This window comes from Edaphobacillus lindanitolerans (assembly GCF_900156305.1).
In the GTDB taxonomy this organism is placed as follows: Bacteria; Bacillota; Bacilli; order Bacillales_A; family Planococcaceae; genus Bhargavaea; species Bhargavaea lindanitolerans.
In genome coordinates, this window is sequence record NZ_FTPL01000001.1 from 779,050 (window position 1) to 801,389 (window position 22,340).

Below are 22,340 nucleotides of genomic sequence, written 5' to 3' on the forward strand. Positions count from 1 at the left end.
TACTCTTTTCTATTTAGAATTTAACGACTCTATACTGACGCTCTACCCATTTTTGCGGATACACATACTTTGTATCATAAACTACTGGTGCTCGTCTATCATACTTTTGTTCCTGTTTAACTTTATATTTCTTATAAACATGTCTGTACTCCAAGCGATATCTTCCATTCGGATAACTATCAGATACATATCCAACCGTTTGAGACCATGATTTAGTAGTATCAAAACCAACTACACTTTCTAGCGATTTAATTGGTATTTTCAAGGTTCCTGAATATCTATTAGCTACAGTTTTAGTATGAGAAGCAGTTAACCTTCCACCACTTATTGTAGAAGCGCCAGCAAAAAGCCATGATCCATATGTTAATCCTTGATAAGTAGAAGAAACACCGTACCATCCTTTTCTTCTTTCAAAAGGAGTGATTAAATTACCTCCACCTAAATCTTCTTTTAAAACTTCATCTGAATCTTCTTCTAAAAATATCTCTTCTCCTATTACTTCATTATCAGGAATCAATTCAGTAAATGTATCAACAACCATTTCGCCCTCTGCTAATCCTGAATTAATTCCTTCGTCTAATGTACTTGCAGATGACATTGAAGCATTACCGATAAATAACGTAAAAGTTAATGTTGCGGAAAAAAGCAACAAAAAACACCTTTCTTACATTTTTCAATTTTACTTCCCCTTAAACTGTAAAATTATTTAAAACTATAACATTAATTTAAACATATGTAAACATCTTTAACATTTTTTAATGAAAACACAGAAATGAAAAACCCGCCCATGAATCCCTCATCCCCTCTGACTTCGCCCCTGGGGGAAACCCAGCGACGTTGTTATTTTCATAGGAAAATCACTGAGTATAGTTGGCTCTCCGCTTGAATTTCGTGATTTCGCTCGACGGGAAGGGCGGAATATTACTTATTGCAGGACCGATAAAAAAAGCCGGTCCCCGCAATGGAGACCGGCCAGATCAACTCATGAGCATTTCAATTGCCCGCTTGTCCGGCAGCGCCGGAATCCCGCCCCGTTTTGTCGTGGCGAGGGCGCCCGCCGCATTGGCGAAGCGCAGCCAGCGTTCAAGCTGACCGGGTTCCGGTGTCTTTCCGCCTGCGCCTGAACCGATCACCTTATGGAGAAATGCACCCCAGAAGGCATCTCCCGCCCCTGTCGTATCGACCGGCGTCACTTCGAATCCGGGGGCCTCCGCACACCCGTCCTCCGAGTAACAGGCGCTGCCGCGTGCGCCTTTTGTGGAGACGATGACCGGAATGCCGTATTCCTTCCGCAGGAAGGTGCAGGCCGTCTCTTCATCCGGCTCGCCCGCAATCCACTCAAGCTCCTCTTCCGCCACTTTCAGATAAGTCACGGACGGGAGAATGTCACGGATATCCCGCAGCAGCTTTTCCCTGTCTTCGATCAGGCTTTCCCGGATGTTCGGGTCGAACGACACCGGCTTCCCCATTGCCGCAGCCCGGCGGATGACGGACAAAGTCGCACTGCATACCGGCTCTTTCGTCATTGAAACGGAACCCGCATGGATGAGCCCCGCGCCTGCAATCAGTGCATCCGGGATCTCTTCCTCCCGGAGCAATGCGTCCGCACCGGGCTTCCGGTAAAAGCTGAACGACCGGTCCCCGCCTTCGTCGAGGTGGACAAACGCGAGTGTCGTATTGGCTTCATTTGTACGCCTGATTGGGGCAGTGTCAACGCCCGCTTCCCGGAGTGTCCGGACGAGCGATTCACCGAATGCATCATCACCGACCTTGGCCGCCATCGAAACGTCTCCCCCGAGACGCGCGAACATCGCGGCGACATTTGCCGGCGCGCCACCCGCATTCTGCTCGAACAACGGATCCCCCTTGTCCGATAACCCGTACGGCGTGAAGTCGATCAGCAACTCCCCGACTGAGAGTACCTTCACCATTTCCTTCCCCCTCTTACTGCTTCTTGATGAACTCTTTATAGACAGTCTCCGCCTGCCCACGCCCGTCCTCGATGCAGAGGCCGATACCGACCCCATGGAAGGCGGCCCCGGCGACCCGGACCCCCGGATATTTTCTGTGAAGCAGGTGTTCAAGCTCATCGACGGCCGCCCGGTGTCCGAGCCCGTATTTCGGCATGAGCCCATACCATGGCGTCACTTCCACAACAACCGGTTCGTCGGTGACGCCAAGGGTCTTTTCCAGGTCCCGGCGCGCAAGGGCGATGAGTGACTTCCGGTCCATTTCCTTGATGTCCCCGAATTTCGGGTTGGAGTTTTTATAGAACAGCCGGACGAGCAGCCGTCCATCGGGCGAAGTATGGGTCCATTTCCGGCTTGTCCAGGTACATGCATTGCAGACGACCTGTCCGTCACCGGCTGTGATGAACCCGGTCCCGTCGGCGGGAAGCTCGGCATCCGGCAGGTCGTACCCGAGATACATCGTCAGGATGGATGCGTTCATGAACTTTCCGAACAGCGGCTCCGGCGCTCCTTCCCCGAGGATCCGGCGGACCTGCCCGTCCGGCAGGGCGAGGATGACTGCATCGGCCTGCAGTGTTCCTGCCCCTGCGGTCTCAAGCTCGTATCCTGCATCCGTTTTCTGAAGATGCTCCGCCCGTGTCCCTTTCAAAAATTCCACGTCCGGCATCGCTTCTTCAAGCGCATCGATAAGAACCGACAGGCCGCCGTCGAATGACAGGAACTTCTTGTTGGACTGGGCCTCGAACTTTGCTCGGTTGGCACCGAGTCCCTTGATGATACTCCCGTATCCGTTCTTGTATTCAAGCAAATACGGGAGCGTCGATCCGAGCGTCAGCGAATCGATCGAGCCCGAATACACTCCGGATAGAACCGGCGCAACCTGCCGCTCGACGAGCTCGTCCCCGAGAAACTCGCGGAGGAACGCCCCGACCGGGCTGTCCCGCGTGAACTCATGATCTGACGTCTCAAAGTCTTTCAAGGCAGCCCGCTTCCCTTCTTCGGAGATGAGCGTCGAGTTCATAAGCGACTCTTCGCTCATCGGGATGCCGAACACCGTGTCCGCGGGGATGGCATGCAGCCGGCCGTCCCTGTACAGATAGGAAATGCCGGTTGCATTATGGACGATCCGGTCACCGAGACCGAGCTCATCCACCAGTGTCCGGATCCCCTCATGGCGGGTGACAATCGAATCCGCTCCTGTTTCCATGATGAATCCGTCTTCCTGCAGCGTGCGGATTTTGCCTCCGAGCCGGTCCTCGGACTCGATCAGCGTAATCTTGATGTCCTCTGCCGATTCTGCCGCCAGCCGCTGAAGCCGGTGCGCTGCAGACAGCCCGGTGATGCCCCCGCCGACCACTAAAACCTTTTTCATGTGAATTCGCTCCTTTGGGCACTTTCAACTAAGGCAAGTGTACACTGTTTTCTGCCCGATTTGCGAGCGTCCATCGCTTCCGTCATGACAGTTCCTTGAATGAATCCACAGGCTTTCCGCACCTCGAATACGTACATTCAGATGAATTTATCAAATTTCGTTCACTTATTTACCTAGGATAAGCACTTTCCATCCAATTATTGCATTGTGCCATTCGGTTTTTAAATGATAAACTGATGGCGTTGAATAACTTCCCATATATGCCCGATAATCCGGTTCGGGTGTCTCTACGGCGGGGCCATAACTCTGCCACTATGGGTGCATGCGTTCAGCGGCCGATGCCGCTGCTTTCTGATGCGCCCTCCCGTCCGGAGCGGCGCTTTTATTTTGGGATAAAGGAGTGCACAATGGATATTTGGAAAGACGTGCTCGCCGCGCTCAGCGGTGTGCTCAATGCCCTGCCACAGGGGCTTCTCGCATTGACATTCGGATTTGCATCCATTCCGACGGCCCTTGCGTTCATCGTCGGAGCGGCGGGCAACGCGGCAACCAGCAACGTAGCAGTCATTTCATATCAAGCGGAAACCATCACGCTCGCCGGGACGATGGGACGCAATATGCGCGAACGCCTTTCGATGATCTTCTTCGGCGCCGCCATTCTGACCGTCATCGGTCTGTTCGGTGTACTGGAAGGCATCATCGACTGGATCGGGCCGATCGTCACAAGCGGCATGATGGCCGGCGTCGGCATCATGCTGTCCAAGGTGGCGTGGGATATGGCGCGGGCTGACCGCCTGATCGGAATTGTCTCGATGGCGAGCGCCTTGCTCACGTACATCGCCACATCCGACCTCGTTTATACGATCACCGTGTCAGTCATCCTGTCGAGCGTCGCGTACGCATTCGCCAAGAAAAGCGGAACCCAGTCTCAGCCGATTCCGTCCATGAAAGAAGGCTTCATCCGCCAGAAGCTCATTGTGAACCCTTCGGTCATACGGGGTGCGCTGGCACTTGTCTGCCTGAACATCGGCGCGAACATCGCTTTCGGCAAGATCAACGGGGAAATCGCCGGAGCCCATGTGAACGTGGACACGATCACCGTCATCTCTTCGCTTGCCGACATGGCCTCTTCCTTCTTCGGCGGAGCTCCGGTCGAGATTGTCATCTCGGCGACAGCGAGCGCTCCCCATGCGGTGCTGTCCGGCATCCTGATGATGATCCTCATGGCGATCATTCTCGTCACGGGCCTCCTCCCGAAAATCGGCAGGTTCGTCCCGAGCGCGTCGATTGCCGGGTTCCTGTTCGTGCTCGGCGCATTCGTGACGCTGCCCGGCAATGCCATCGCCTCCCTGACGGGTGAGGGTGCGGGCTCCGGCATCACCGGTGCCGTTACGATGATGGTCACGGCTCTTACCGATCCGTTCTTCGGCATGCTTGCGGGTGTCGTCACCGACTTCCTGCTCGGCCTGTTCGGTGCTGTGTAAGAACATGAAAGGAATGAATTCAGTGAAAGAGAAAGAGACGTATATGCTCAAGATCGGGAACATCATCCGCGAACTCCCGATCATCCAAGTGTCCGAAGACCTGAAGATCGCCAGCTTCGTCGTGCTCGGCGACACAGAGGTGGCCACGGACTCTGCGGCCATTATCTCCGAAAAACTCCCGGAAGCCGACTTCCTCGTCACGGCAGAGGCAAAAGGCATCCCTTTCGTCCACGAGGTTGCCAAGAACCTTGGCATGCCGCGCTACATTGTGGCACGCAAGACACTGAAGGCCTACATGGACAGGCCCCTGGAGAAAACGGTCCGTTCGATCACCACCCAGAAAGAGCAGACGCTCATCCTTGACGGGCCCGACGCAGACCTGATCAAAGGCAAACGCGTCATCCTGATCGATGATGTCATCAGTACCGGTGAATCGATCCGGGCTCTCGAAGAGCTCGTCGCGGACGCCGGCGCGGAGGTCGTGGCACGTGCGGCCATCCTTGCAGAAGGCGATGCGGCGGAACGGGAAGACCTCATCTTCCTCGGGAAACTTCCATTGTTCCCGATTGAACAATAACACTTGCATTCAAAAGGTCCGGGCAAACATCTGCCCGGACCTTTTTTCCATCACCATTGGTGCATGGACTTCACCGTAAGGATTGCCTCTTTCGCTTTCAGGGGGTTCCGACGCTCTGAATGCCGTGCCATCAATGCAGCAGCCGCCACAGATAAAATGTTGCGTACGCACGCCAACCTGCCCACGGCGCGGCAAACGCCTCGACTTCCTGCAGGTTCGGCTTCCGGTCGAGGCCCGCAGCATGCTTCAGTGCATTGTGGAGTCCGACATCCGCCGCAGGATAGGCATCCGGTGACCGGAGGCAGCGCATGAGTACATAATTCGCCGTCCACGGACCGATCCCCCGGATGGCCGTCAGCTCTTTTTGGATCAGCTTGTCGTTACCCAGTTCGAAGAGCCGTTCCTTCGTAAGTTCCCCGTCCGCAATCATCCGGGCGATCCCGATGATGTATTCGCTCTTCCGGCCGGTGATCTTTAATTCCCGCAGGGCATCCGGATCCGTTCCGGCGATCTTCTGCGCGTCCGGGAATATCCAGTACTTGCGCCCGCCGGCTTCCACCGCTGTGCCGAACGTCTCGACAAACCGCTTCTTCAGCACATATGCGAATGCCACGGTGATCTGCTGGCCGAGGATCGCCCAGACGAACGTCTCAAACAGATCCGGGATACCGACGACTCTCAGGCCACGGTGTTTCTGCACCACATCATGCAGCAGCGGATCGCTCTCCCCCAGTTCATAAAACGGCCGGAGATCCCGGTCAAGATCCAGCCAGTCCCGGACGAAGCCGGACACTTTGTCGCAGCCCTCCAGTCCGCCTGGCGCAAACCCTTCGAGAAACTCGACCGCTATTCCGTCTGGATGGCCGCTCATGCCGAAGACGACCGGTTCTCCGTCCACATCCAGAGCCCGCGTGACGGTTCCGTCATTGATGCGGAACATACATTCATCGGCCGACCGCATCAAGTATGCGAGACACTCATCGAATATGAAGTCTTCCGGCGCCGGAATGACCAGCAGTTCATCCCTCATAGGCCACTCCCCCCCGGCAGATTGTCCATTTTACATTCAAGTCATCATCAACAAGCACGATATCGGCATCCTTGCCGGCACGGATGCTGCCTTTCCGGTTGAACAGGCCGAGCTGCCGGGCCGGATTCTCCGATGCCATTTTCACGATGTCCCTCATCGTCACTCCCTCCAGCGAAAGCATGCGGCGGGCACCTTCGTTCATTTTCAGGATGCTTCCTGCGAGTGTGCCGTCGGCAAGGACCGCCCGGTCTTCCGTCACCCGGACCGGCTGGCCGCCAAGTTCGTAGTCACCCGGCTCGAGTCCCTTTGCCCGCATCGAGTCGGTAATGAGCAGAAGCCGGCCAGGGCCGACATTGTCCACGATGAGCTGCATCATTTCACGGGATACGTGGATACCGTCCGCAATCAATTCCGCCTTCAGTTCATCAAGCAGGAATGCGGCCCCGACGACGCCGACGTCGCGGTGGTGGATGCCCGACATGGCATTGCACAAATGGGTCACCTGGGAGACCCCATGGACGACCGCTTCTTTCATGCCGGCAAAGCCGGTGCCCGTGTGGCCGGCCGATACGACGACGCCGGCTGAAGAAAGCTCCCGGATGAATGCTCCGGAACGGTCATGTTCAGGTGCCATCGTCACGGCTTTGATCCGGCCGCCGGACAGCTCCTGCCATCTGCGGAATAATTCTGCATCCGGTTCGATGATGTATTCGGCCGGCTGGGCCCCGGCTTTGGACTTCTCGACAAACGGACCTTCGAGATGGATGCCGACGATTTCGGCAACGCCCGGCCCATCCGGATGGACGGCGATGTTTTGAAGCGCATGCTCAATCTGGTCGTGTGACTGGGTGATGGTCGTGGCGAGGAATGCAGTCGTCCCTTCGCCCGGAAGGAACCCGGCCATCTTCCCGAGCGTTTCCCCCGTCGCGTCCATGACATCTGCCCCGGCAGCCCCGTGGATATGTCCGTCTATAAAACCCGGCAGCGCATTCAAGGATGACCCGTCGATCTCTTCTGTCCCTTCCGGCAGTTCCTCCGGCCGGCCGCGAAACACTTCCTCAATCTTCCCGTCCCGGACGAGGATCGCTCCTCCGGGGATTTCCTCATTCTCTGCATATACATTGACATTGCTGATCAATAAACTGCTCATGCCGTACTCCCTTTCCGCGAACTCCGTTGTTTACCGCCTGCTACTCCTATTATAAGGGATTCGTGCATTTCATTCTTCGTACGGATTTTCAAAGCCCGTAGATCGCCAGACAAAAAGGCAGCCCGGGAAGCAATCTTTTGCCCCGGTCTGCCCTATGATTCGCAGGATTCATTGGAGTTCATCCAGAACGGTCATCCCTTTGTCAGGATTGCTCCCGGCCTGCTCCGCCTGCCGAACGACCGGAACCACTGGACGAACACGGCCAGCATCAGTGTAAACCCAAGATAACCGGTGATCGGGTAAAGCGTGCCGACGAGACTCACGAAGCCGATGAAGCTCAGGCAGAAGCCTGCAATTCCGACTGTGATGACCGTCGCTTTGAACCGGCCCGTTCCGGGCTCCGAAACCCGTGCGGTGAATGAATACAGCATGCCGACCGCCGTATTGTAGATCATGCCGAGCAGGACAATTGCCATGATATACGACAGGACGGGAGAGATCTCCCCGGCGAGTGCAAGCGTGGGCATCGAGGCGCCCCCTGCCACGTCCACCTTCGCCAGCATGGCGAGATTCAGCAGCAGGATGAGCAGGCCAAGGATTGTCCCTCCTATGGCTCCGCCCATCGCAGCAACCTTCGGATTCTTTTCCGTGCCTCCCATCACGACAAGCATCGATGCACTGCAGGCAATATTAAATGATACATACAAGGCGCCGCTCAACAGCCAATTCGGGGCTGCCCGGTCCTGTTCGCCTGCAAGACGGACGATTTCCGACATCGACAGGTCTGCCGTCAAGATAGAGTAGCCGGCCAGGATGAGGACGAGCACGATCAGAAACGGTGTGACCGCGCTGATCAGCGAGATGACTTTCTGGACGTTGAGGAGTACGGTGAGCACGGCGGCGATTACGAGGAATGCACTGCCGGCTGCGGCCGGAATTCCGAACTGTTCCTTGAAAAGGGCGCCGGCACCCGAGAACATGACCACCGCAACACCAAAAAGGAAGAACGTGATGACCACGTCGACAAACACGCCGAGCGGGCGCCCGCAAATTTTATAGATTGCGGACTTATGGGAAACCGAGTGCATCCGGCTTCCGAGCCGGGTCAGATTCGCTCCGACAAATGCGAACAAGGCGGTGGCCACAAGGGAACCGACGATTCCCCAGTACCCAAAGCTTGTAAAGAACTGCAGGATTTCTTGTCCGGAGGCAAAGCCTGCGCCGATGACCAATCCGGCGAATGCCGCTCCGATTCGGATGCTTTCTTTCATTGCGCTCCCCCTCCGGTTTAGATCAATTAAAATATTCAGTCACGTCAGCCTGGATAGAAAGCGGTGCCCGGAAGCACCGCCTTATCCGGTCAACCGCGGGATGATCCGCTGGTTTCTGCCGCAAACACTTCTTGATCGACTGTATACTTCTCAATCTTTGCAATGTCGGGTTCGTAGCCGATGCCGTAGCCGGTCGGGACGGTGATCTCTCCGTCCACCGCGACGACTTCCGGCTCGATGATGTCTTCCTCCCAATAGCGGGACGAGCCGGCCGTATCACCCGGCAGGATGAAATTCGGCAACGTGGTCAATGCCACATTGTGCGCACGGCCGATTCCTGATTCGAGCATGCCGCCGCACCAGAGCGGAATGCCTTTTTCCATGCAGTAGTCGTGGATCTTCTTCGATTCGGTCAGCCCTCCGACACGGCCGATCTTCACATTGATGATCCGGCAGCTTCCGAGCTCGACCGCCTTTTTTACATCTTCGAGAGAATGGATGCTTTCATCCAGGCAGACCGGTGTTTCGATCGCTTTCTGGAGTTCGGCATGGTCGATGATGTCGTCATGCGCAAGCGGCTGCTCGATCATCGTCAGATTGAATTCGTCCAGCTGCTTCAGCAGATCGGTGTCGTCCAGCGTATACGCCGAGTTGGCGTCCGCCATGAGCGGAACGTCAGGAAACGCTTCCCGGACCGCCCGGACAATGGAAATGTCCGCACCCGGCTTGATTTTCATCTTGATGCGTTTATAGCCTTCGCCGACAAAGCCGCGGACCGTCTCCACCATGTCTTCCGCGCTGTCCTGGACACCGATCGAGATGCCCACATCGATCTTGTCCTTCGTGCCGCCGAGCGCTTCGGCGAGCGTCATCTTGTTCCGTTTCGCATACAAGTCCCACACGGCACCTTCAATCGCCGACTTCGCCATGTTGTTCCGGCGGATGCCTCCGAAAATCTCACTCACTTCGTCGGGATGCGAAATCTCCTTGCCGACAAGCAGCGGACTGAGGATGTCCCGGATCATGTGGGCATTCGTCCCGACGGTCTCTTCCGCATACCAAGGGTGCTGGAATGCCACCGATTCCCCCCATCCGGAATTCCCTTCTTCGTCTTTCACTTCGATGAGCAGGAACGGTTTGTCCTGCATCGTCCCGAAACTTGTCGTGAACGGATTCTTCATCCGCATTTCCATATGCCTCATCCGAATCTCCTGGATCTTCATCATCCGTCTCTCCTTTGTATGGCCGGTCCCCAACGGGCAGAACCTCAGTTGAGCGGCACTTCGTCTTTGATCCTGAACACGTACTCATTCACCTTTTCGTCTTTCCGACCGACATCCTCCAGCAAGTAGCCGCCTTCAAATGCGCGGACGAACAGTTCCCTCGTTTTCATCCGCCAATCAAGCGCAAGCGGACCATCTCTTTTTTTCAGCTCCTGAAAGTCCGCCGGAACGGATACCGAAAACGTACGTTCCTCCGGCAGTACGAGGCGGTCCGTCTCCAGCACCGGGAGGCCCGTCTTCGTGGTGCCGACCGTAAACGGCCGGACCGGCTCCAATGCATCGGGCCGGACTCCGTCTGTTACCCTGGGTCCCCGGATCCACCAGTCGACCTCGAACCGGTCCGTCGGCAGCCCTGCGTTCAGGGCATCGTTCATCTCGCCGTAGCAATTCTCGATATACGTACCGACCACCCCGCCAAGCTTGCGGATATTGAGATAGGCGTTGCGGCTTTCGAGCGGGTCGAATGTCCAGCGAACGAGGTCGTAGCCGATTTGGCGCGCAATGTCCGCCTGCGCCCGCTTCATGTCTGCCCCAAGCCCGGAATGCCTGTATTCCGGCAGGATCCCGAGCATGTGCGAACAAAGATATGTACGGTTTCCGTCAAACCCTGCAAAGCTATATTGAAAGCCGACGGCACGCTCCCCGTCAAATGCTCCGAGGAGGATGCCGCCGTTTTTCACGGCTGTGAACAATTGGTGGACCGGCGTTTCGTCCATCCCCCAGACGGCCTGCTCCAGCGCAGCCACCTGGCCCATCTCTTCCTTTGAATCAAACGGCCGGATCACCGGCTTTTGTTGCGCTGTTTCCATCTCATCCTCCCCTTTCCGGGTCACTTCTCCATTATGCTTCAAAACCTTCCAGAAAATAAAACCCGCTGTCCAGTTCCCTGACGAGTTCCTGACGCTTTCTTACTTCAGCCGGGTTTTTCACGGCGACACTCGCAACGAGCGCATTCATGAACGAAAACAGCGGAGCCGCCTTGTCAATCGTCGTCAGGCCAGGTGACTGGACCGCAAACACGACGTCACAGTGCGCGGACACCGGCGCCATCTGCGAATCTGAAATGCCGATCACAAATGCGCCTTTCTTTTTGGCAAGCTCCGTAATGAGGAGCGTCTCCCTCAAATACCGGTGGAAGCTGATCACGACCGCAACCGACTGCCCGTCAAGCCGGCACACTTCCTGCACGAGATCTTCCGCCTGCGGCCGCATGACGCTCACATCGTCCCGGACAATCCCGAGCATGAGCTTGAGCCAGTTCGCCGCGGGATAGGAAGCCCGCAGGCCGAGGATGGACACATGCTTCGCCATCGTCAGTTCGCGGACCGCCACTTCGAAGTCGGTCGGATCGATGAGCCGGGCGGTTTCCGAAATCGATTTCAGATCCTGTTCCATCACCTTCTCATACAGCCGGCACTCTTCTCCGAGCGCCAGCTTCTCCTCCTGGTACTGGGAAAAGCTTGAATCCGGCAGGTACAGCTCCTCCCGGATCGCCTTCTGCATCGCAGGGTATCCGCTGAATCCCATATTATAGCTGAACCGGATCACCGTGGACTCGCTCGTACCGGTCCGGTCTCCCAGCTCCTGCCCGGAACAGACAGCCACCTCATGCGGCCGGCGCATCACATAATCCGCCACTTTTCTTTGTCCCCGCGGAAGCCTGAGCATCTCCCGCTGAATCATCCCCTTTAAAACCATCCCCATCACTCCGTTCAAATTATATGAAATCCGGAAAGCCCCAAGAAGCCGTCCGGCTGTCTCCCCGTCCGAAGCAATTGAAGGAATCCCTTCAATATTTCAAGAGAAATGAAGGAAACCCTTCAAACTGTCCATACAATATCATCGAAAAGGATGAAATACAATATATTTCTGAATATTTTATTTAAACAAATACAAGAATGCAGACATGTCAACGTTTTGAAAACGCATACAAAAATAAGCAGTCCTCTGCCATACTCAGGCGCCACTGGAATCCTCGCTCTTATATAGGAAAAGACTTCCGGAACAAGCATATGCCTGCAGAGGACGGATCCGGGAATGTCGGAATTGGTTCTTCAAGGTTTTTCATCCTTATAACACTATTCCGATGACAATCATCCATTAGATTTAATTCTTTCTCCATTCATTTAATTGTTATTCAAACACGATCACCCTGTACCGCAACGTAAAAACAGCCGGTCGCATGATGGTCCGGCTGTGCATCTCATTCCACACCGGCGATTTGCCGGATGATCCTGCGGTTTCGTTCCTTGAAGCGGTCGTTATGCGATGAGACCATGCCTCGCTCATGGGCATCGGGGTCGACAAACATCTTCGCACGGTTGACGGCATTGACGGCATCCTGGAACGCACCGACGAGCAGGTTCACCTTGCCGGCATATTTCAGACAATCCCCCGCAGCAAAGATGCCGGGCACGGTCGTGTCGGCTTCCGCGGTACCGAGGAAGAAGTGTCCGTCTTCCCTTTCCGGCTCCGCCGCTCCTTCGAATTCGAGTTCCGCATCCATTTCAAAGCCATGGCTGACGAGCACCGAATCAACGGCAAGCCGGTATGTCTCCTCCGTTCTGGAGTCACGCAGTTCCACGCATTCAATCTTCGTTTTTGAGACATCCGAAACGAGCCGGTGAATTGCAGCATTGAGGACCACCCGCACGCCGCCTTCCCGCACTTTCTCCACTTGGGCTTCATGGGCGCAGAAGTTATCTCTCCTGTGGACGAGAATGATTTCCTTGGCGATGCCCAGGAATTCGGCTGCCCAGTCAACGGCTGCATCGCCTCCGCCCGAGATCAGGACGGTCTGGCCGCGGAATTGCGCAATCGACGGTACGGTGTAGTACAGATTGTCCATCTCGGCTGCTGCCGCTCCGGACAACTTCAGTTTCTGCGGCGTGACGATCCCGCCGCCATTCGCCATGATGACCGACCGTGACGGATAAATGACTCCGTCTGAGGCCTCCACCTCAAACAGACCGTCCGGGGCCCGGCGGATCTCCGTCACTTTCCGCCCTGTGAGTATTTCCGGTCCGAATGTATTGGCCTGCTCGACCAGCTGCCCGGCAAATATACCGCCCTGGACAGGCGGCTGGCCGCCCGCATCCCAGATCATCTTCTCCTTAAACAGGCATACTTTTCCCCCAAGCTCTTCCCTCGCCTCGATCAGCCGGACATCCATCCCGCGGAGCCCGCTGTAAAAGGCCGAATACAGCCCGGCAGGTCCGCCGCCGATGATCGTCACATCTTTCACGTACGCCCTTTGCATCCGAATTCCTCCCTCGTTTCAGAAAACGTTTGACATGCAATCCGTTTCACTCTATCATTTGAAATTGAAAATCATTCTCAATGAGAATCAGTCTCAACCACTATAACACGGGAGCCACCCGAAAGGAAAGGAGCAACCGATATGCAACTGCTCGCAGAAGAAGTCCGTGTCGGATATGATGCAACCGTCATCGTCGACGGAATGAATCTTTCCTTCCCCGCCGGCAAGATCACGACGATCATCGGATCAAACGGCTGCGGCAAATCTACGCTTCTGAAGGCGCTCACCCGCATCATCCCCCACCAGGGAGGTGCAGTCACACTCGACGGCCTTGACATCCGGTCCATGGAGACGAAAGCGCTCGCCAGGAAGATGGCCATTCTGCCCCAGACTCCCGAAAGTGCCGGCGGGCTAACCGTTGAAGAGCTCGTTGCCTACGGCCGGTTCCCCCACCAGAAAGGCTTCGGACGGCGTTCCCCGGAAGACCGTCGGATGATTGACTGGGCTCTGGACGTTACGCGAACCGGAGAATTCCGGGACCGCCCGGTCGATGCCCTGTCCGGCGGCCAGCGCCAGCGCGTGTGGATCGCCATGGCACTCGCCCAGGATACCGGCATCATCTTTCTTGATGAGCCTACGACTTATCTGGACATGGCCCACCAGCTGGAGATCCTGGAATTGCTTCGGAAGCTGAATGCTGAAGAAGGCCGCACGATCGTCATGGTCCTTCATGACCTGAACCAGGCTGCCCGCTTCTCCGATCACCTGATCGCCCTGTCGAATGGCCGCCTCATCAAGGCTGGAACACCGGAAGAAGTGCTTGTCCCGGACGTCATGAAACAAGTGTTCAACATCGACGCCGTCATCGGGCAGGATCCGCGCACAGGCGCACCGCTCTGCGTCACATATGACCTGATCAAAGGAGACCAACCTTCATGAACAGAAAACTGCTGCTCTTCCTCACACTCCTCACCGCGCTTGCACTGGCTGCTTGCGGAGGGAAATCAGACAATAACTCCGGCAAACAAGAACAAGGAGACGCGTCAAAAACGTCTTCCGAAACCATTACGTACGAATCCGAAACCGGGCCGGTTGAAGTCCCTGCCGATCCGAAGCGTGTTGTCGTGCTGTCTTCCTATGCCGGTGACCTGATCAAACTCGGTGTCCCGATCGTCGGCGTCGACTCGTGGTCCGCGGACAACCCGAACTTCCGGGACGGATTGAAAAACGCGGAAGTCGTATCCAATGAAGATGTGGAGAAGATCATTGAGCTGGAGCCGGATCTGATCATCGGGCTCAACAATATCCAAAACGCGGACAAGCTGGAGAAAATCGCACCGACCGTCCTGTTCACGTACGGCAAAAATGACTATCTCCAGCAGCACATAGAAGTCGCCAAAGTCGTGAACAAAGAAAAGGAAGCAACCGAGTGGGCCGATGACTTCAGGAAGCGTGCCAAGGAAACAGGCGAGAAGATCAAGGCGAAAATAGGTGCGGACGCCACTGTCACGGTCGTTGAAAATTATGAGAAACAATTCTATCTGTTCGGTGACAATTGGGGCCGGGGCACGGAAGTCCTTTACCAGGCCATGGGGTTGAAGATGCCGGATAAAGTGAAAGAAGTGGCGCTTGAACCCGGATACTTCGCCATCTCCCAGGAAGTGCTCGGTGATTACACCGGCGATTATGTCGTCATGAGCCTTGCGGAGGACCAGGACACGTCATTCATGGATGCCGGCTGGTTCAAGGAAATGGATGCCGTGAAGAATGACCGGCTGATCAAGTCGAATGCCAAAACGGCTTACTTCAACGATGCGATGACGCTCGATGATCAATTGAAGTTTTTTGAAGAACAATTTCTCGGTGCCGAATAAAAACGGTCCGGGAACACAAGTCGGGCGGTCCGGCCGGTGTGACACCGGTGCGGGGCCGCCCGTTGATTTCAAAAGAAAGCGATGGTTGCCATGTCCCAAAAGAGACTTCTTCCAATACCGATACAGCTGATACTGGGTACTGTGCTGCTCGTGGCCGCATACATGCTCGCCCTGACACTCGGCGCGGCAGACACCGGTGTCCGCGACATTTGGCTCGCACTCACCTCAGGGGGCGGCGAACATGCCGCAGTCCTGAGGGAACTGCGAATTCCCAGGGTCACAGCCGCCGTCTTCACCGGAGCTGCACTGGGGGTTGCAGGCGCCATTATGCAGGGGGTCACGCGCAATCCCCTTGCAGATCCCGGCCTTCTCGGCCTGACATCGGGCGCAAACGCGGCACTCGCCCTGTCGCTCGCCCTCATACCGGGCATCACCCGGTTCGGCATCCTGTTCGCCTGCTTTGCAGGCGCGGCCGCCGGCATGGCAATCGTTTTTTCGATCGGCGCAACCTCAAGGGGCGGCATGTCCGCCATGCGGCTCGTTGTCGCCGGGGCTGCCGTCACGGCATTTCTGCAGGCGATTGCAGACGGAACCGGCATTGTCTTCAAGATTTCCAAAGACGTCTCGATGTGGACGGCCGGCGGACTCATGGGGACGACGCCCGCCTCCCTCATCGTCGTTCCGTTCATTGTTGCGGGACTCATCGCCGCGATGCTCGTCAGCCGTCAGCTGACGATATTGAGCCTGCAGGAAGAGGTCGCGGTCGGGCTCGGCCAGCGTGTGTTCCTGACCAAAGCCGCCATGCTGGTCATTACAGCGCTGCTCGCGGGCGCGGCTGTTGCGCTTGTCGGCAACCTCGCATTCATCGGATTGATCATCCCTCATCTCGTCCGTGCGGTGTGCGGCTCCGACTACCGTGCGATCATCCCTCTGAGTGCACTGGCCGGCGGCATATTCATGGTGCTGGCCGACATGGCCGGACGGCTCGTCAATGCGCCGTTCGAAACACCGGTCGTGGCCATCACGGCACTGATCGGCCTGCCGTTCTTCCTCATCATCGTCCGAAAAGGGGGCCTCGGTCATGCGTGAGCGCAAGAAGCATCCGGTCAAGTGGGCCATCATCCTTTCCGTCATGTTCATTTCGGCAATCGTCATCGCGCTTTCATCCGGCGCCGCCGGCATGACGGTTGACCGCCTCCTGCCAGTCCTGTTCGGTCAGGGTACACCGAAAGAATCGTTCGTCCTGTTCGAGCTCCGTCTGCCCCGTGTGGCCGTAATTACACTCGCCGGGATCGCGCTCGCCGTCTCCGGCACGCTGCTGCAGACGGTCACCCGGAACGATCTTGCGGATCCGGGGATCATCGGCATCCACTCCGGTGCCGGAATGGCCATCACGGTGTTTTACCTGTTTGCCGGCGGGGACCTGCCAAACTACGCGTTCCTCCTGCCCGCTGTCGGATTCGCCGGTGCACTTGCAACCGCCGGTCTGATCTGGCTGTTTTCGATGGAAAAGGGACGGGGAATCATGCCCGTCCGCCTGTTGCTTGTCGGGATCGGATTTGCCTCCGCCCTGTCCGGCGGGATGATGATCCTCATATCGGGCGCCGACCGCCAGGACGTGGCTTTCATCGCCGAATGGCTCGCGGGAAGCGTCTGGGGTGCAGATTGGCCCTTTGTCTTTGCCCTCCTGCCCTGGGTGGCACTGCTCGTTCCGTTCATCTATTACAGGTCCAATACATTGAACGTCCTTGCCCTTACCGAACCGTCCGCCATCGGGCTTGGCGTCAAACTCGCCCGCACGAGGTTCCTCATGATCGCGATTGCGGTGGCGCTCGCTGCGGCCGCCGTCTCCGTCACCGGCTATATCGCCTTCGTCGGCCTCATGGCTCCGCACATCGCCCGTGCACTCGCGGGTCCGCGGCATGAGCGCTTCCTACCGGTTGCGATGCTTGTCGGCGCCCTACTGCTCGTCGGCGCGGATACGATCGGCCACTCCCTCCCTGCAGGGTTGACCGTACCCGCAGGCATCGTCGTTGCCCTTATCGGGGCTCCGTATTTCCTTTATCTGATGCGGAAGGGTTGATCATTAACGTCTCATGGAAAACGAAAAAGCAGCCCTGGAGGCTGCTTTTTCTTATCTTTTATTCTGCGAATGCCGCTTCCCATTCCTTGATCACATACGAGCGGGCGCCGTTCACGATGTACGGATCATGCTTGACATACTCCTCGACGTCTTCGGCGGAATCCGCCTGGTAGATGACGAGACCTCCGGAGCCGTCGGTGAACCGGCCCTTTGCCTTCACTTTCCCTTCCGCCATCCGGGCGTCCAGATAAGCAAGGTGGTCCGGCCGGTAAGTTGCGCTCAGTTCTTCATCCTTCATCGGCAAATACACTGCGTAATAGTTCATGTCCATTTCCTCCATCTCTGTTCGGTTCCCTGATAACCATTCGATAGAGGAATGAACTTCTCCTGCGTCAGCCTTTGGCGTAAGTCACGGTTCGGCGGGCGACGCCACTTCTGACCGCCGCCTCGGCAACGGCTTCCGCCACGACTTCCGGCACTCTCGGATCAAACGGATCCGGAATGACGTATTCATCGCTCAGTCGATCCGGCTCGATCAGCCCGGCAATCGCTTCTGCAGCGGCCCGCTTCATTTCTTCGTTCACGTCTTTTGCCCGCACGGAAAGCGCACCTTTGAAAATCCCCGGGAACGCAAGGATGTTGTTCACCTGGTTCGGGAAATCCGATCGGCCGGTGCCGATGACCCTTGCGCCCGCAGCCTTTGCCTCTTCCGGCATGATCTCCGGTGTCGGGTTCGCCATCGCGAAAATGATCGGTTCCTTCGCCATTGAACGCACCATCTCTTCGGTGAGCGCACCTGCTGCGGACACTCCGATGAACACGTCCGCCCCGTGGATCACGTCACCAAGACCGCCGCTGAGCCGCTCCGGGTTCGTCATCCGGGCGATTTCCTCTTTAACCGGATTCATCCGCTCCGGCCGGCCCTCATAGATGGCGCCGACCGTATCGCACATGATGATGTCCGCGACGCCGAATGAGCGAAGGAGCTTGGCGATCGCCACACCCGCAGCACCCGCGCCGTTCATGACCACCCGGAGGTCCACAAGAGAGCGGCCCGTAAGCTTGGCAGCGTTCAAGAGTCCCGCAGTCACGACAATCGCCGTGCCGTGCTGGTCGTCATGGAACACCGGAATATCAAGTGCGGCCTTTAGACGATCCTCGATTTCAAAGCAGGCAGGCGCCGCGATGTCCTCAAGATTGATCGCCCCGAACGTCGGGGCCATAAGCGTCACGGACCTGACGAATTCATCCGGATCTTCTGTATCCAGAACAACCGGAAACGAATCGATCCCCCCGAAACGGCGGATGAGCGCCGACTTCCCTTCCATCACAGGGATGGACGCAGCCGCTCCGATGTTACCGAGCCCGAGCACAGCCGTGCCGTTGCTGATGACGGCAACGGTGTGGCCCTTTACCGTATAGTCGTAAACCTTATCCGGATCCTCGCTGATTTCCATGCATGGTGCCGCGACGCCAGGCGAGTACAACAGGCTCAGATCCCGCTTCGTCTCGATCGGCGCCTTCAGCGTCACTTCCAATTTCCCTTCCAGTTCCCTGTGCAGCTTCAACGCTTCCCGATACACATCCACCGGCAATCGCTCCTTTTAAGTCATAAAATAGACTGAATTTTTTAAATAAATTTCATTGTACGTTAGGTTGCCCCGTTTCTCAACCGTGTTTCAGGAATTTCCGATAAATTGCCCCAAAAGCCGGCTGACTGCCCATATATCCGGGCCGAAACAGAAAATACGGGGACTCTAACAAAACCACTGAGAACATTATCATCGAAACGGGTTGTTTACAACTCCTTAGACTTATGTCCGTCTATTTAAAAACATCCGAATCCACGGCCTTTTGCAGAGAGCCGTGTATCCGGATGTTTCTTTATCGGTGTACTCACATCTTCATCGTTTCGACGAGATATTCGATGAACCTCCCGCTGTCCGCCTCCAGGCAGACATCGAGGTTCGGCTGTTTCCCCGTCCAATTGCTGAAATCGGCCACGGTCTGTCCGTCGCACAGGTCCGAGTTCGTTTCCACGTCAACATGCAGCCGCCCCGTCCGGACAAACGACCGGTCAAGCGCAACGCCGACGGCAAGCGGATCGTGCATCGCACATGCATGAATGCCGGTGATCTCCTTATACCGCTTCATGTACTGTCCGGTCGAGTCTTTGACGAACTCGCCTTCCGGGCTGCCCTGCATCCGTCCGATTTCTACGTCGGTGAGCAATGTCTGCTCCGTCACGTCAAGCCCGACAAGCGTAATCGGCAAGCCGGATTGCAGCACGATCTTTGCGGCTTCCGGGTCGATGTACATGTTGTACTCGGCAGTCGGTGTGATATTCCCGGGCACCCGCACTGCGCCGCCCATGATGACGACCTCCTTCACCCAGTCCCTGAGCCTCGGCTCCTTGCGGATTGCGAGCGCCATGTTCGTCAGCGGTGCCGTCAGGACGAGCGTCAGCTCCCTCTCATGCTTCTGCGCCATTTCGATGATAAAGTCCGGTGCAAAACCGGATGCCGGCTCACCGGCGTCCATCTCTTTGAGCGCGCCGCCGATTCCGTCATTTCCGTGGACGCTCACTTCAAAATGTGGTTCGCGGAGAAGCGGCCGATCCGCTCCCCGGACAACCGGGATATCCGTCCGGCCGATCAAATTCAGCACCTTGAGTGTATTCGCCGTTGCATAATCAAGCGATGTGTTCCCGTTCACGGTCGTGATCCCGACGACGTCCGCGCGCTTTGCGGCGAGGATGATCCCGATTGCATCATCGATCCCCGTATCCACGTCCAGCAACAGTTTTTTCATGATGTCTTCCTTCCCTTCCGCAGAGGCATCTTTACTTTTTCGTATAGCGGAGTTCCGCGAACTGGCCGAACCGGCGGACTTCCTCCAATTCGAAACGGCTTTCCCGGATGCCCCTCGGGAACAGCGGCAGTCCGTGGCCAAGAATTGCCGGCGCAATCTGGATGATCCACTCGTCCACCAGACCGGCATCCATCAACGGTGCCAGCACCTGGCCGCCTCCCACCATCCAGATCCGGCCGCCTTCCGTCTTCTTCAGCGAGCGGACGAACCCTTCGATGTCTTCGTTGATGAAGGTGACAAACTCATCCGCGCCCGTCCTGTTCCTTGAAAACACATAGCATCGTTTTCCTGCGTACGGAAACTCAGCCGGAAACATGCCAAGAATCTCATCGTATGTTTTCCTTCCCATCAGAACGATATCCACGGTCTCATAGAACGCCTCATAGCCTGAATCGGTCTCGCCTTCCGTTCCGATCAGCCAATCGAGCGCACCGTCTTCCCGTGCAAGATAGCCATCCAGACTGATGGCCCCGTAGAATACAAGTCCGGATTCCATCCGTTCCCCTCCCCTTTCGCGGTCAGTCCGCTCCATGCCCGGAATGGACCTCTTCCATGCGCGGCATGCCGGCCTGGGCACCGAACTTCGTGACTGCTAGCGACGAGGCCGCCACGGCGTACCGCAGGGATCGATCCAGCGGCCATCCGCCGGCAATTCCGGCCGCGAGCGCTCCGTTAAAGCAATCCCCGGCCCCTGTCGTATCGACGACATCCACGCTCGGCGGTGCAATCAGCCGGAGCGCGCCGTCCTCAAGGTACGCACAGCCCCGGTCCCCGAGTGTGACGATGAGCGTATGGCCGTGGAGTCCCTCCCATTCGCTCATGAGAAGGGCGAGTTCGGCATCCGACGTAAACCCGCGGCCCGCAAGCAGTTCAAATTCCGTCTCATTCGGCGTCAGGTAATCCACGCACGCAAGCAGGCTGCCGGACAGCGCCTGCGCCGGCGCGGGATTGAGAATCGTCACAACTCCCGAAGATTTTGCCTCGGACAGCACATGAGAGACGGTCCCGATCGGAATTTCCAGCTGCATGAGCACAACATCCGACCCGCGTATCGCGGCCATCGCCCGCTCATCCAGACTGCCGGGCGTGACCGTCCCATTCGCTCCCGGCACGACCGTGATGCAATTGTCTCCGCCTATGCTGAAAATATTTGCAATCCCGGTAGGCGTATTTGTCCTGCGCACCGAGTTGGTTCCAATCCCGTCGCTTTGGAGCCCTGCAAGCAGTGCATCCCCAAATGCATCCTTGCCGACCGCACCGATCATCTCAACCCTGCACCCGAGGCGGGCGGCCGCCACAGCCTGGTTTGCCCCTTTTCCGCCCGGCAAATAATCAATCGTCTCTCCGAGGATCGTCTCTCCGATTCTCGGCAGCCTCGGCGTTCGCGTGATCAGATCCATATTCAGACTCCCGGCGACCGTCACTTTGCGGTCCATTCCATCACCCGCTTCATTTTCTGGTAATCTTAGCGTACCGCCGACATGTGGGTTGTGCAACATAAACATCGACCCTCCGGGAGCCCCGCCCGGAACTTTCTGCGAAGTGGACCGTAATACACAGACGGCTATTTGAAGAACGACAAAGGAGGAGAATCAAATGAGCATGGAGCGAATCGGCACTGTTACGCCGGATATGGTGGATGCGGTGATCCGGCTCATCCCCGAGGAGTGGGACCTGATCATGTTTTACGCTCAGTATGAAGACGGAGCCGCAGACCACTTCTTTTATTATTTCCGGAAGGGATGCGCCGAGTTCGTCCCGAGCATGGAAATGGCGTATATTCTCGATCTGGATCATGATGAATGGTCTGAGCAGGACAGGAAAATTGATCTGCTGATCGAGCAGCTTGCGGATGAACTCCAGGCGGACGGGGAGAAAATGTTTTCAAGCCTGACGTTCTTCCTGTCGGATGATGATAAGCTGAAAGTATACAACAACTACGACCCGCTGCCCGACAGACCGCTCTCCAAGATTGAGGAAAGCTTTGCCGAAGAACATGTGTATCCGGAAATCCGGGCACGCCAAAAGTCCGGAGTGCACCAATCAACTAAAAGCGGAGGTCTGTTCGGCAAGCTCCGCAGCCTGTTCCGCTGAAAGAAGTCAGAAAAGAGCCCGT

General features: G+C 56.6%; 22 protein-coding genes and 1 riboswitch. Of the genes, 7 read left to right on the forward strand and 15 right to left on the reverse strand.

What is annotated here, in order from left to right:
- Positions 1-13: 13 nt before the first annotated feature.
- The 3 genes from B0B07_RS15105 to hemG all read right to left on the reverse strand — a co-directional run bounded on the left by B0B07_RS15105 (position 14) and on the right by hemG (position 3,342).
- On the reverse strand, positions 14-649 hold the full coding sequence (locus B0B07_RS15105; protein ID WP_144264281.1) for a hypothetical protein: 636 nt from the start codon (positions 647-649) through the stop codon (positions 14-16).
- A gap of 328 nt (positions 650-977) precedes the next feature.
- The gene (locus tag B0B07_RS03705; protein WP_076757003.1) at positions 978-1,931 is read right to left on the reverse strand and encodes a carbohydrate kinase family protein; all 954 of its coding nucleotides are present in this window, start codon (positions 1,929-1,931) and stop codon (positions 978-980) included.
- 13 nt (positions 1,932-1,944) lie between these two features.
- Complete coding sequence (gene hemG, locus B0B07_RS03710) at positions 1,945-3,342, reverse strand: protoporphyrinogen oxidase (RefSeq protein WP_076757004.1); 1,398 nt, start codon at positions 3,340-3,342, stop codon at positions 1,945-1,947.
- 234 nt (positions 3,343-3,576) lie between these two features.
- Positions 3,577-3,677: riboswitch (purine riboswitch) on the forward strand.
- Between the two features lie 72 nt (positions 3,678-3,749).
- On the opposite strand from hemG, the gene B0B07_RS03715 reads away from it, so the two are divergent.
- Together B0B07_RS03715 and B0B07_RS03720 are read left to right on the forward strand one after the other, a co-directional pair.
- Positions 3,750-4,826: a guanine permease gene (locus B0B07_RS03715; protein ID WP_076757005.1), complete on the forward strand. Its 1,077-nt coding sequence runs from the start codon at positions 3,750-3,752 to the stop codon at positions 4,824-4,826.
- Positions 4,827-4,869: 43 nt separating this feature from the next.
- Entirely contained in the window at positions 4,870-5,403 is a 534-nt protein-coding gene (locus tag B0B07_RS03720; protein WP_234982264.1) for a phosphoribosyltransferase family protein, read from the forward strand.
- 130 nt (positions 5,404-5,533) lie between these two features.
- Here the strand turns inward: B0B07_RS03720 and B0B07_RS03725 are convergent, their stop codons facing one another.
- The 7 genes from B0B07_RS03725 to B0B07_RS03755 form a co-directional block, all read right to left on the reverse strand.
- Positions 5,534-6,433 carry a DNA-3-methyladenine glycosylase family protein gene (locus B0B07_RS03725; protein WP_076757007.1) on the reverse strand — a complete coding sequence of 300 codons (900 nt, stop codon included), beginning with the start codon at positions 6,431-6,433 and terminating at the stop codon, positions 5,534-5,536.
- Positions 6,423-7,583, reverse strand: a complete 1,161-nt coding sequence (gene nagA / locus B0B07_RS03730; protein WP_076757008.1) for an N-acetylglucosamine-6-phosphate deacetylase — start codon at positions 7,581-7,583, stop codon at positions 6,423-6,425. The genes B0B07_RS03725 and nagA overlap by 11 nt, the downstream gene beginning before the upstream one ends.
- 191 nt (positions 7,584-7,774) lie before the next feature.
- Complete coding sequence (locus B0B07_RS03735) at positions 7,775-8,854, reverse strand: YkvI family membrane protein (RefSeq protein WP_076757009.1); 1,080 nt, start codon at positions 8,852-8,854, stop codon at positions 7,775-7,777.
- A gap of 89 nt (positions 8,855-8,943) precedes the next feature.
- Positions 8,944-10,077: an o-succinylbenzoate synthase gene (menC, locus tag B0B07_RS03740; RefSeq protein ID WP_076757494.1), complete on the reverse strand. Its 1,134-nt coding sequence runs from the start codon at positions 10,075-10,077 to the stop codon at positions 8,944-8,946.
- A 44-nt stretch (positions 10,078-10,121) separates the two neighbouring features.
- On the reverse strand, positions 10,122-10,946 hold the full coding sequence (locus B0B07_RS03745; RefSeq protein WP_076757495.1) for a hypothetical protein: 825 nt from the start codon (positions 10,944-10,946) through the stop codon (positions 10,122-10,124).
- A gap of 31 nt (positions 10,947-10,977) precedes the next feature.
- On the reverse strand, positions 10,978-11,841 hold the full coding sequence (locus tag B0B07_RS03750) for a MurR/RpiR family transcriptional regulator (RefSeq protein WP_084186528.1): 864 nt from the start codon (positions 11,839-11,841) through the stop codon (positions 10,978-10,980).
- A gap of 499 nt (positions 11,842-12,340) precedes the next feature.
- Positions 12,341-13,396, reverse strand: coding sequence for an NAD(P)/FAD-dependent oxidoreductase (locus tag B0B07_RS03755; protein WP_076757011.1), 1,056 nt, complete (start codon positions 13,394-13,396; stop codon positions 12,341-12,343).
- Positions 13,397-13,537: 141 nt separating this feature from the next.
- Between B0B07_RS03755 and B0B07_RS03760 the strand changes: the two genes are divergently transcribed.
- From B0B07_RS03760 to B0B07_RS03775, 4 genes are all read left to right on the forward strand, one after another.
- Complete coding sequence (locus B0B07_RS03760) at positions 13,538-14,335, forward strand: ABC transporter ATP-binding protein (protein ID WP_076757012.1); 798 nt, start codon at positions 13,538-13,540, stop codon at positions 14,333-14,335.
- The gene (locus B0B07_RS03765; protein WP_076757013.1) at positions 14,332-15,270 is read left to right on the forward strand and encodes an iron-hydroxamate ABC transporter substrate-binding protein; all 939 of its coding nucleotides are present in this window, start codon (positions 14,332-14,334) and stop codon (positions 15,268-15,270) included. Before B0B07_RS03760 ends, B0B07_RS03765 begins: the two co-directional genes overlap by 4 nt.
- Positions 15,271-15,360: 90 nt before the next feature.
- Positions 15,361-16,359: a FecCD family ABC transporter permease gene (locus B0B07_RS03770; RefSeq protein ID WP_076757014.1), complete on the forward strand. Its 999-nt coding sequence runs from the start codon at positions 15,361-15,363 to the stop codon at positions 16,357-16,359.
- A complete protein-coding gene (locus tag B0B07_RS03775) occupies positions 16,352-17,353 on the forward strand; it encodes a FecCD family ABC transporter permease (RefSeq protein WP_076757015.1) in 1,002 nt (333 codons plus the stop codon). Before B0B07_RS03770 ends, B0B07_RS03775 begins: the two co-directional genes overlap by 8 nt.
- Before the next feature lie 58 nt (positions 17,354-17,411).
- Here B0B07_RS03775 and B0B07_RS03780 read toward each other — a convergent pair whose 3' ends face one another.
- From B0B07_RS03780 to rbsK, 5 genes are all read right to left on the reverse strand, one after another.
- The gene (locus tag B0B07_RS03780) at positions 17,412-17,678 is read right to left on the reverse strand and encodes a YciI family protein (RefSeq protein WP_076757016.1); all 267 of its coding nucleotides are present in this window, start codon (positions 17,676-17,678) and stop codon (positions 17,412-17,414) included.
- A gap of 67 nt (positions 17,679-17,745) precedes the next feature.
- Complete coding sequence (locus tag B0B07_RS03785; RefSeq protein ID WP_076757496.1) at positions 17,746-18,942, reverse strand: NAD(P)-dependent malic enzyme; 1,197 nt, start codon at positions 18,940-18,942, stop codon at positions 17,746-17,748.
- A gap of 307 nt (positions 18,943-19,249) precedes the next feature.
- Positions 19,250-20,164, reverse strand: coding sequence for a nucleoside hydrolase (locus B0B07_RS03790; protein WP_076757017.1), 915 nt, complete (start codon positions 20,162-20,164; stop codon positions 19,250-19,252).
- A 31-nt stretch (positions 20,165-20,195) separates the two neighbouring features.
- Positions 20,196-20,720 carry a dihydrofolate reductase family protein gene (locus B0B07_RS03795; protein WP_076757497.1) on the reverse strand — a complete coding sequence of 175 codons (525 nt, stop codon included), beginning with the start codon at positions 20,718-20,720 and terminating at the stop codon, positions 20,196-20,198.
- A gap of 22 nt (positions 20,721-20,742) precedes the next feature.
- Positions 20,743-21,660 carry a ribokinase gene (gene rbsK, locus B0B07_RS03800; protein WP_076757018.1) on the reverse strand — a complete coding sequence of 306 codons (918 nt, stop codon included), beginning with the start codon at positions 21,658-21,660 and terminating at the stop codon, positions 20,743-20,745.
- A gap of 160 nt (positions 21,661-21,820) precedes the next feature.
- Between rbsK and B0B07_RS03805 the strand changes: the two genes are divergently transcribed.
- Positions 21,821-22,318 (forward strand): immunity protein YezG family protein, encoded by a 498-nt coding sequence (locus B0B07_RS03805; protein WP_076757019.1) that lies wholly within the window; start codon positions 21,821-21,823, stop codon positions 22,316-22,318.
- Positions 22,319-22,340 lie beyond the last annotated feature (22 nt).

Bases quoted from the DNA above. Each gene is read 5' to 3' on its own strand.
- menC (WP_076757494.1), bottom strand. From the start codon at position 10,077: ATGAAGATCCAGGAGATTCGGATGAGGCATATGGAAATGCGGATGAAG.
- B0B07_RS03755 (WP_076757011.1), bottom strand. From the start codon at position 13,396: ATGCAAAGGGCGTACGTGAAAGATGTGACGATCATCGGCGGCGGACCT.
- B0B07_RS03775 (WP_076757015.1), top strand. From the start codon at position 16,352: ATGCGTGAGCGCAAGAAGCATCCGGTCAAGTGGGCCATCATCCTTTCC.
- B0B07_RS03770 (WP_076757014.1), top strand. From the start codon at position 15,361: ATGTCCCAAAAGAGACTTCTTCCAATACCGATACAGCTGATACTGGGT.
- B0B07_RS03745 (WP_076757495.1), bottom strand. From the start codon at position 10,946: ATGGAAACAGCGCAACAAAAGCCGGTGATCCGGCCGTTTGATTCAAAG.
- B0B07_RS03705 (WP_076757003.1), bottom strand. From the start codon at position 1,931: ATGGTGAAGGTACTCTCAGTCGGGGAGTTGCTGATCGACTTCACGCCG.
- B0B07_RS03715 (WP_076757005.1), top strand. From the start codon at position 3,750: ATGGATATTTGGAAAGACGTGCTCGCCGCGCTCAGCGGTGTGCTCAAT.
- hemG (WP_076757004.1), bottom strand. From the start codon at position 3,342: ATGAAAAAGGTTTTAGTGGTCGGCGGGGGCATCACCGGGCTGTCTGCA.
- B0B07_RS03720 (WP_234982264.1), top strand. From the start codon at position 4,870: ATGCTCAAGATCGGGAACATCATCCGCGAACTCCCGATCATCCAAGTG.
- rbsK (WP_076757018.1), bottom strand. From the start codon at position 21,660: ATGGACCGCAAAGTGACGGTCGCCGGGAGTCTGAATATGGATCTGATC.
- B0B07_RS03760 (WP_076757012.1), top strand. From the start codon at position 13,538: ATGCAACTGCTCGCAGAAGAAGTCCGTGTCGGATATGATGCAACCGTC.
- B0B07_RS03790 (WP_076757017.1), bottom strand. From the start codon at position 20,164: ATGAAAAAACTGTTGCTGGACGTGGATACGGGGATCGATGATGCAATC.
- nagA (WP_076757008.1), bottom strand. From the start codon at position 7,583: ATGAGCAGTTTATTGATCAGCAATGTCAATGTATATGCAGAGAATGAG.
- B0B07_RS03805 (WP_076757019.1), top strand. From the start codon at position 21,821: ATGAGCATGGAGCGAATCGGCACTGTTACGCCGGATATGGTGGATGCG.
- B0B07_RS03735 (WP_076757009.1), bottom strand. From the start codon at position 8,854: ATGAAAGAAAGCATCCGAATCGGAGCGGCATTCGCCGGATTGGTCATC.
- B0B07_RS03750 (WP_084186528.1), bottom strand. From the start codon at position 11,841: ATGGGGATGGTTTTAAAGGGGATGATTCAGCGGGAGATGCTCAGGCTT.
- B0B07_RS03780 (WP_076757016.1), bottom strand. From the start codon at position 17,678: ATGAACTATTACGCAGTGTATTTGCCGATGAAGGATGAAGAACTGAGC.
- B0B07_RS03725 (WP_076757007.1), bottom strand. From the start codon at position 6,433: ATGAGGGATGAACTGCTGGTCATTCCGGCGCCGGAAGACTTCATATTC.
- B0B07_RS03765 (WP_076757013.1), top strand. From the start codon at position 14,332: ATGAACAGAAAACTGCTGCTCTTCCTCACACTCCTCACCGCGCTTGCA.
- B0B07_RS03795 (WP_076757497.1), bottom strand. From the start codon at position 20,720: ATGGAATCCGGACTTGTATTCTACGGGGCCATCAGTCTGGATGGCTAT.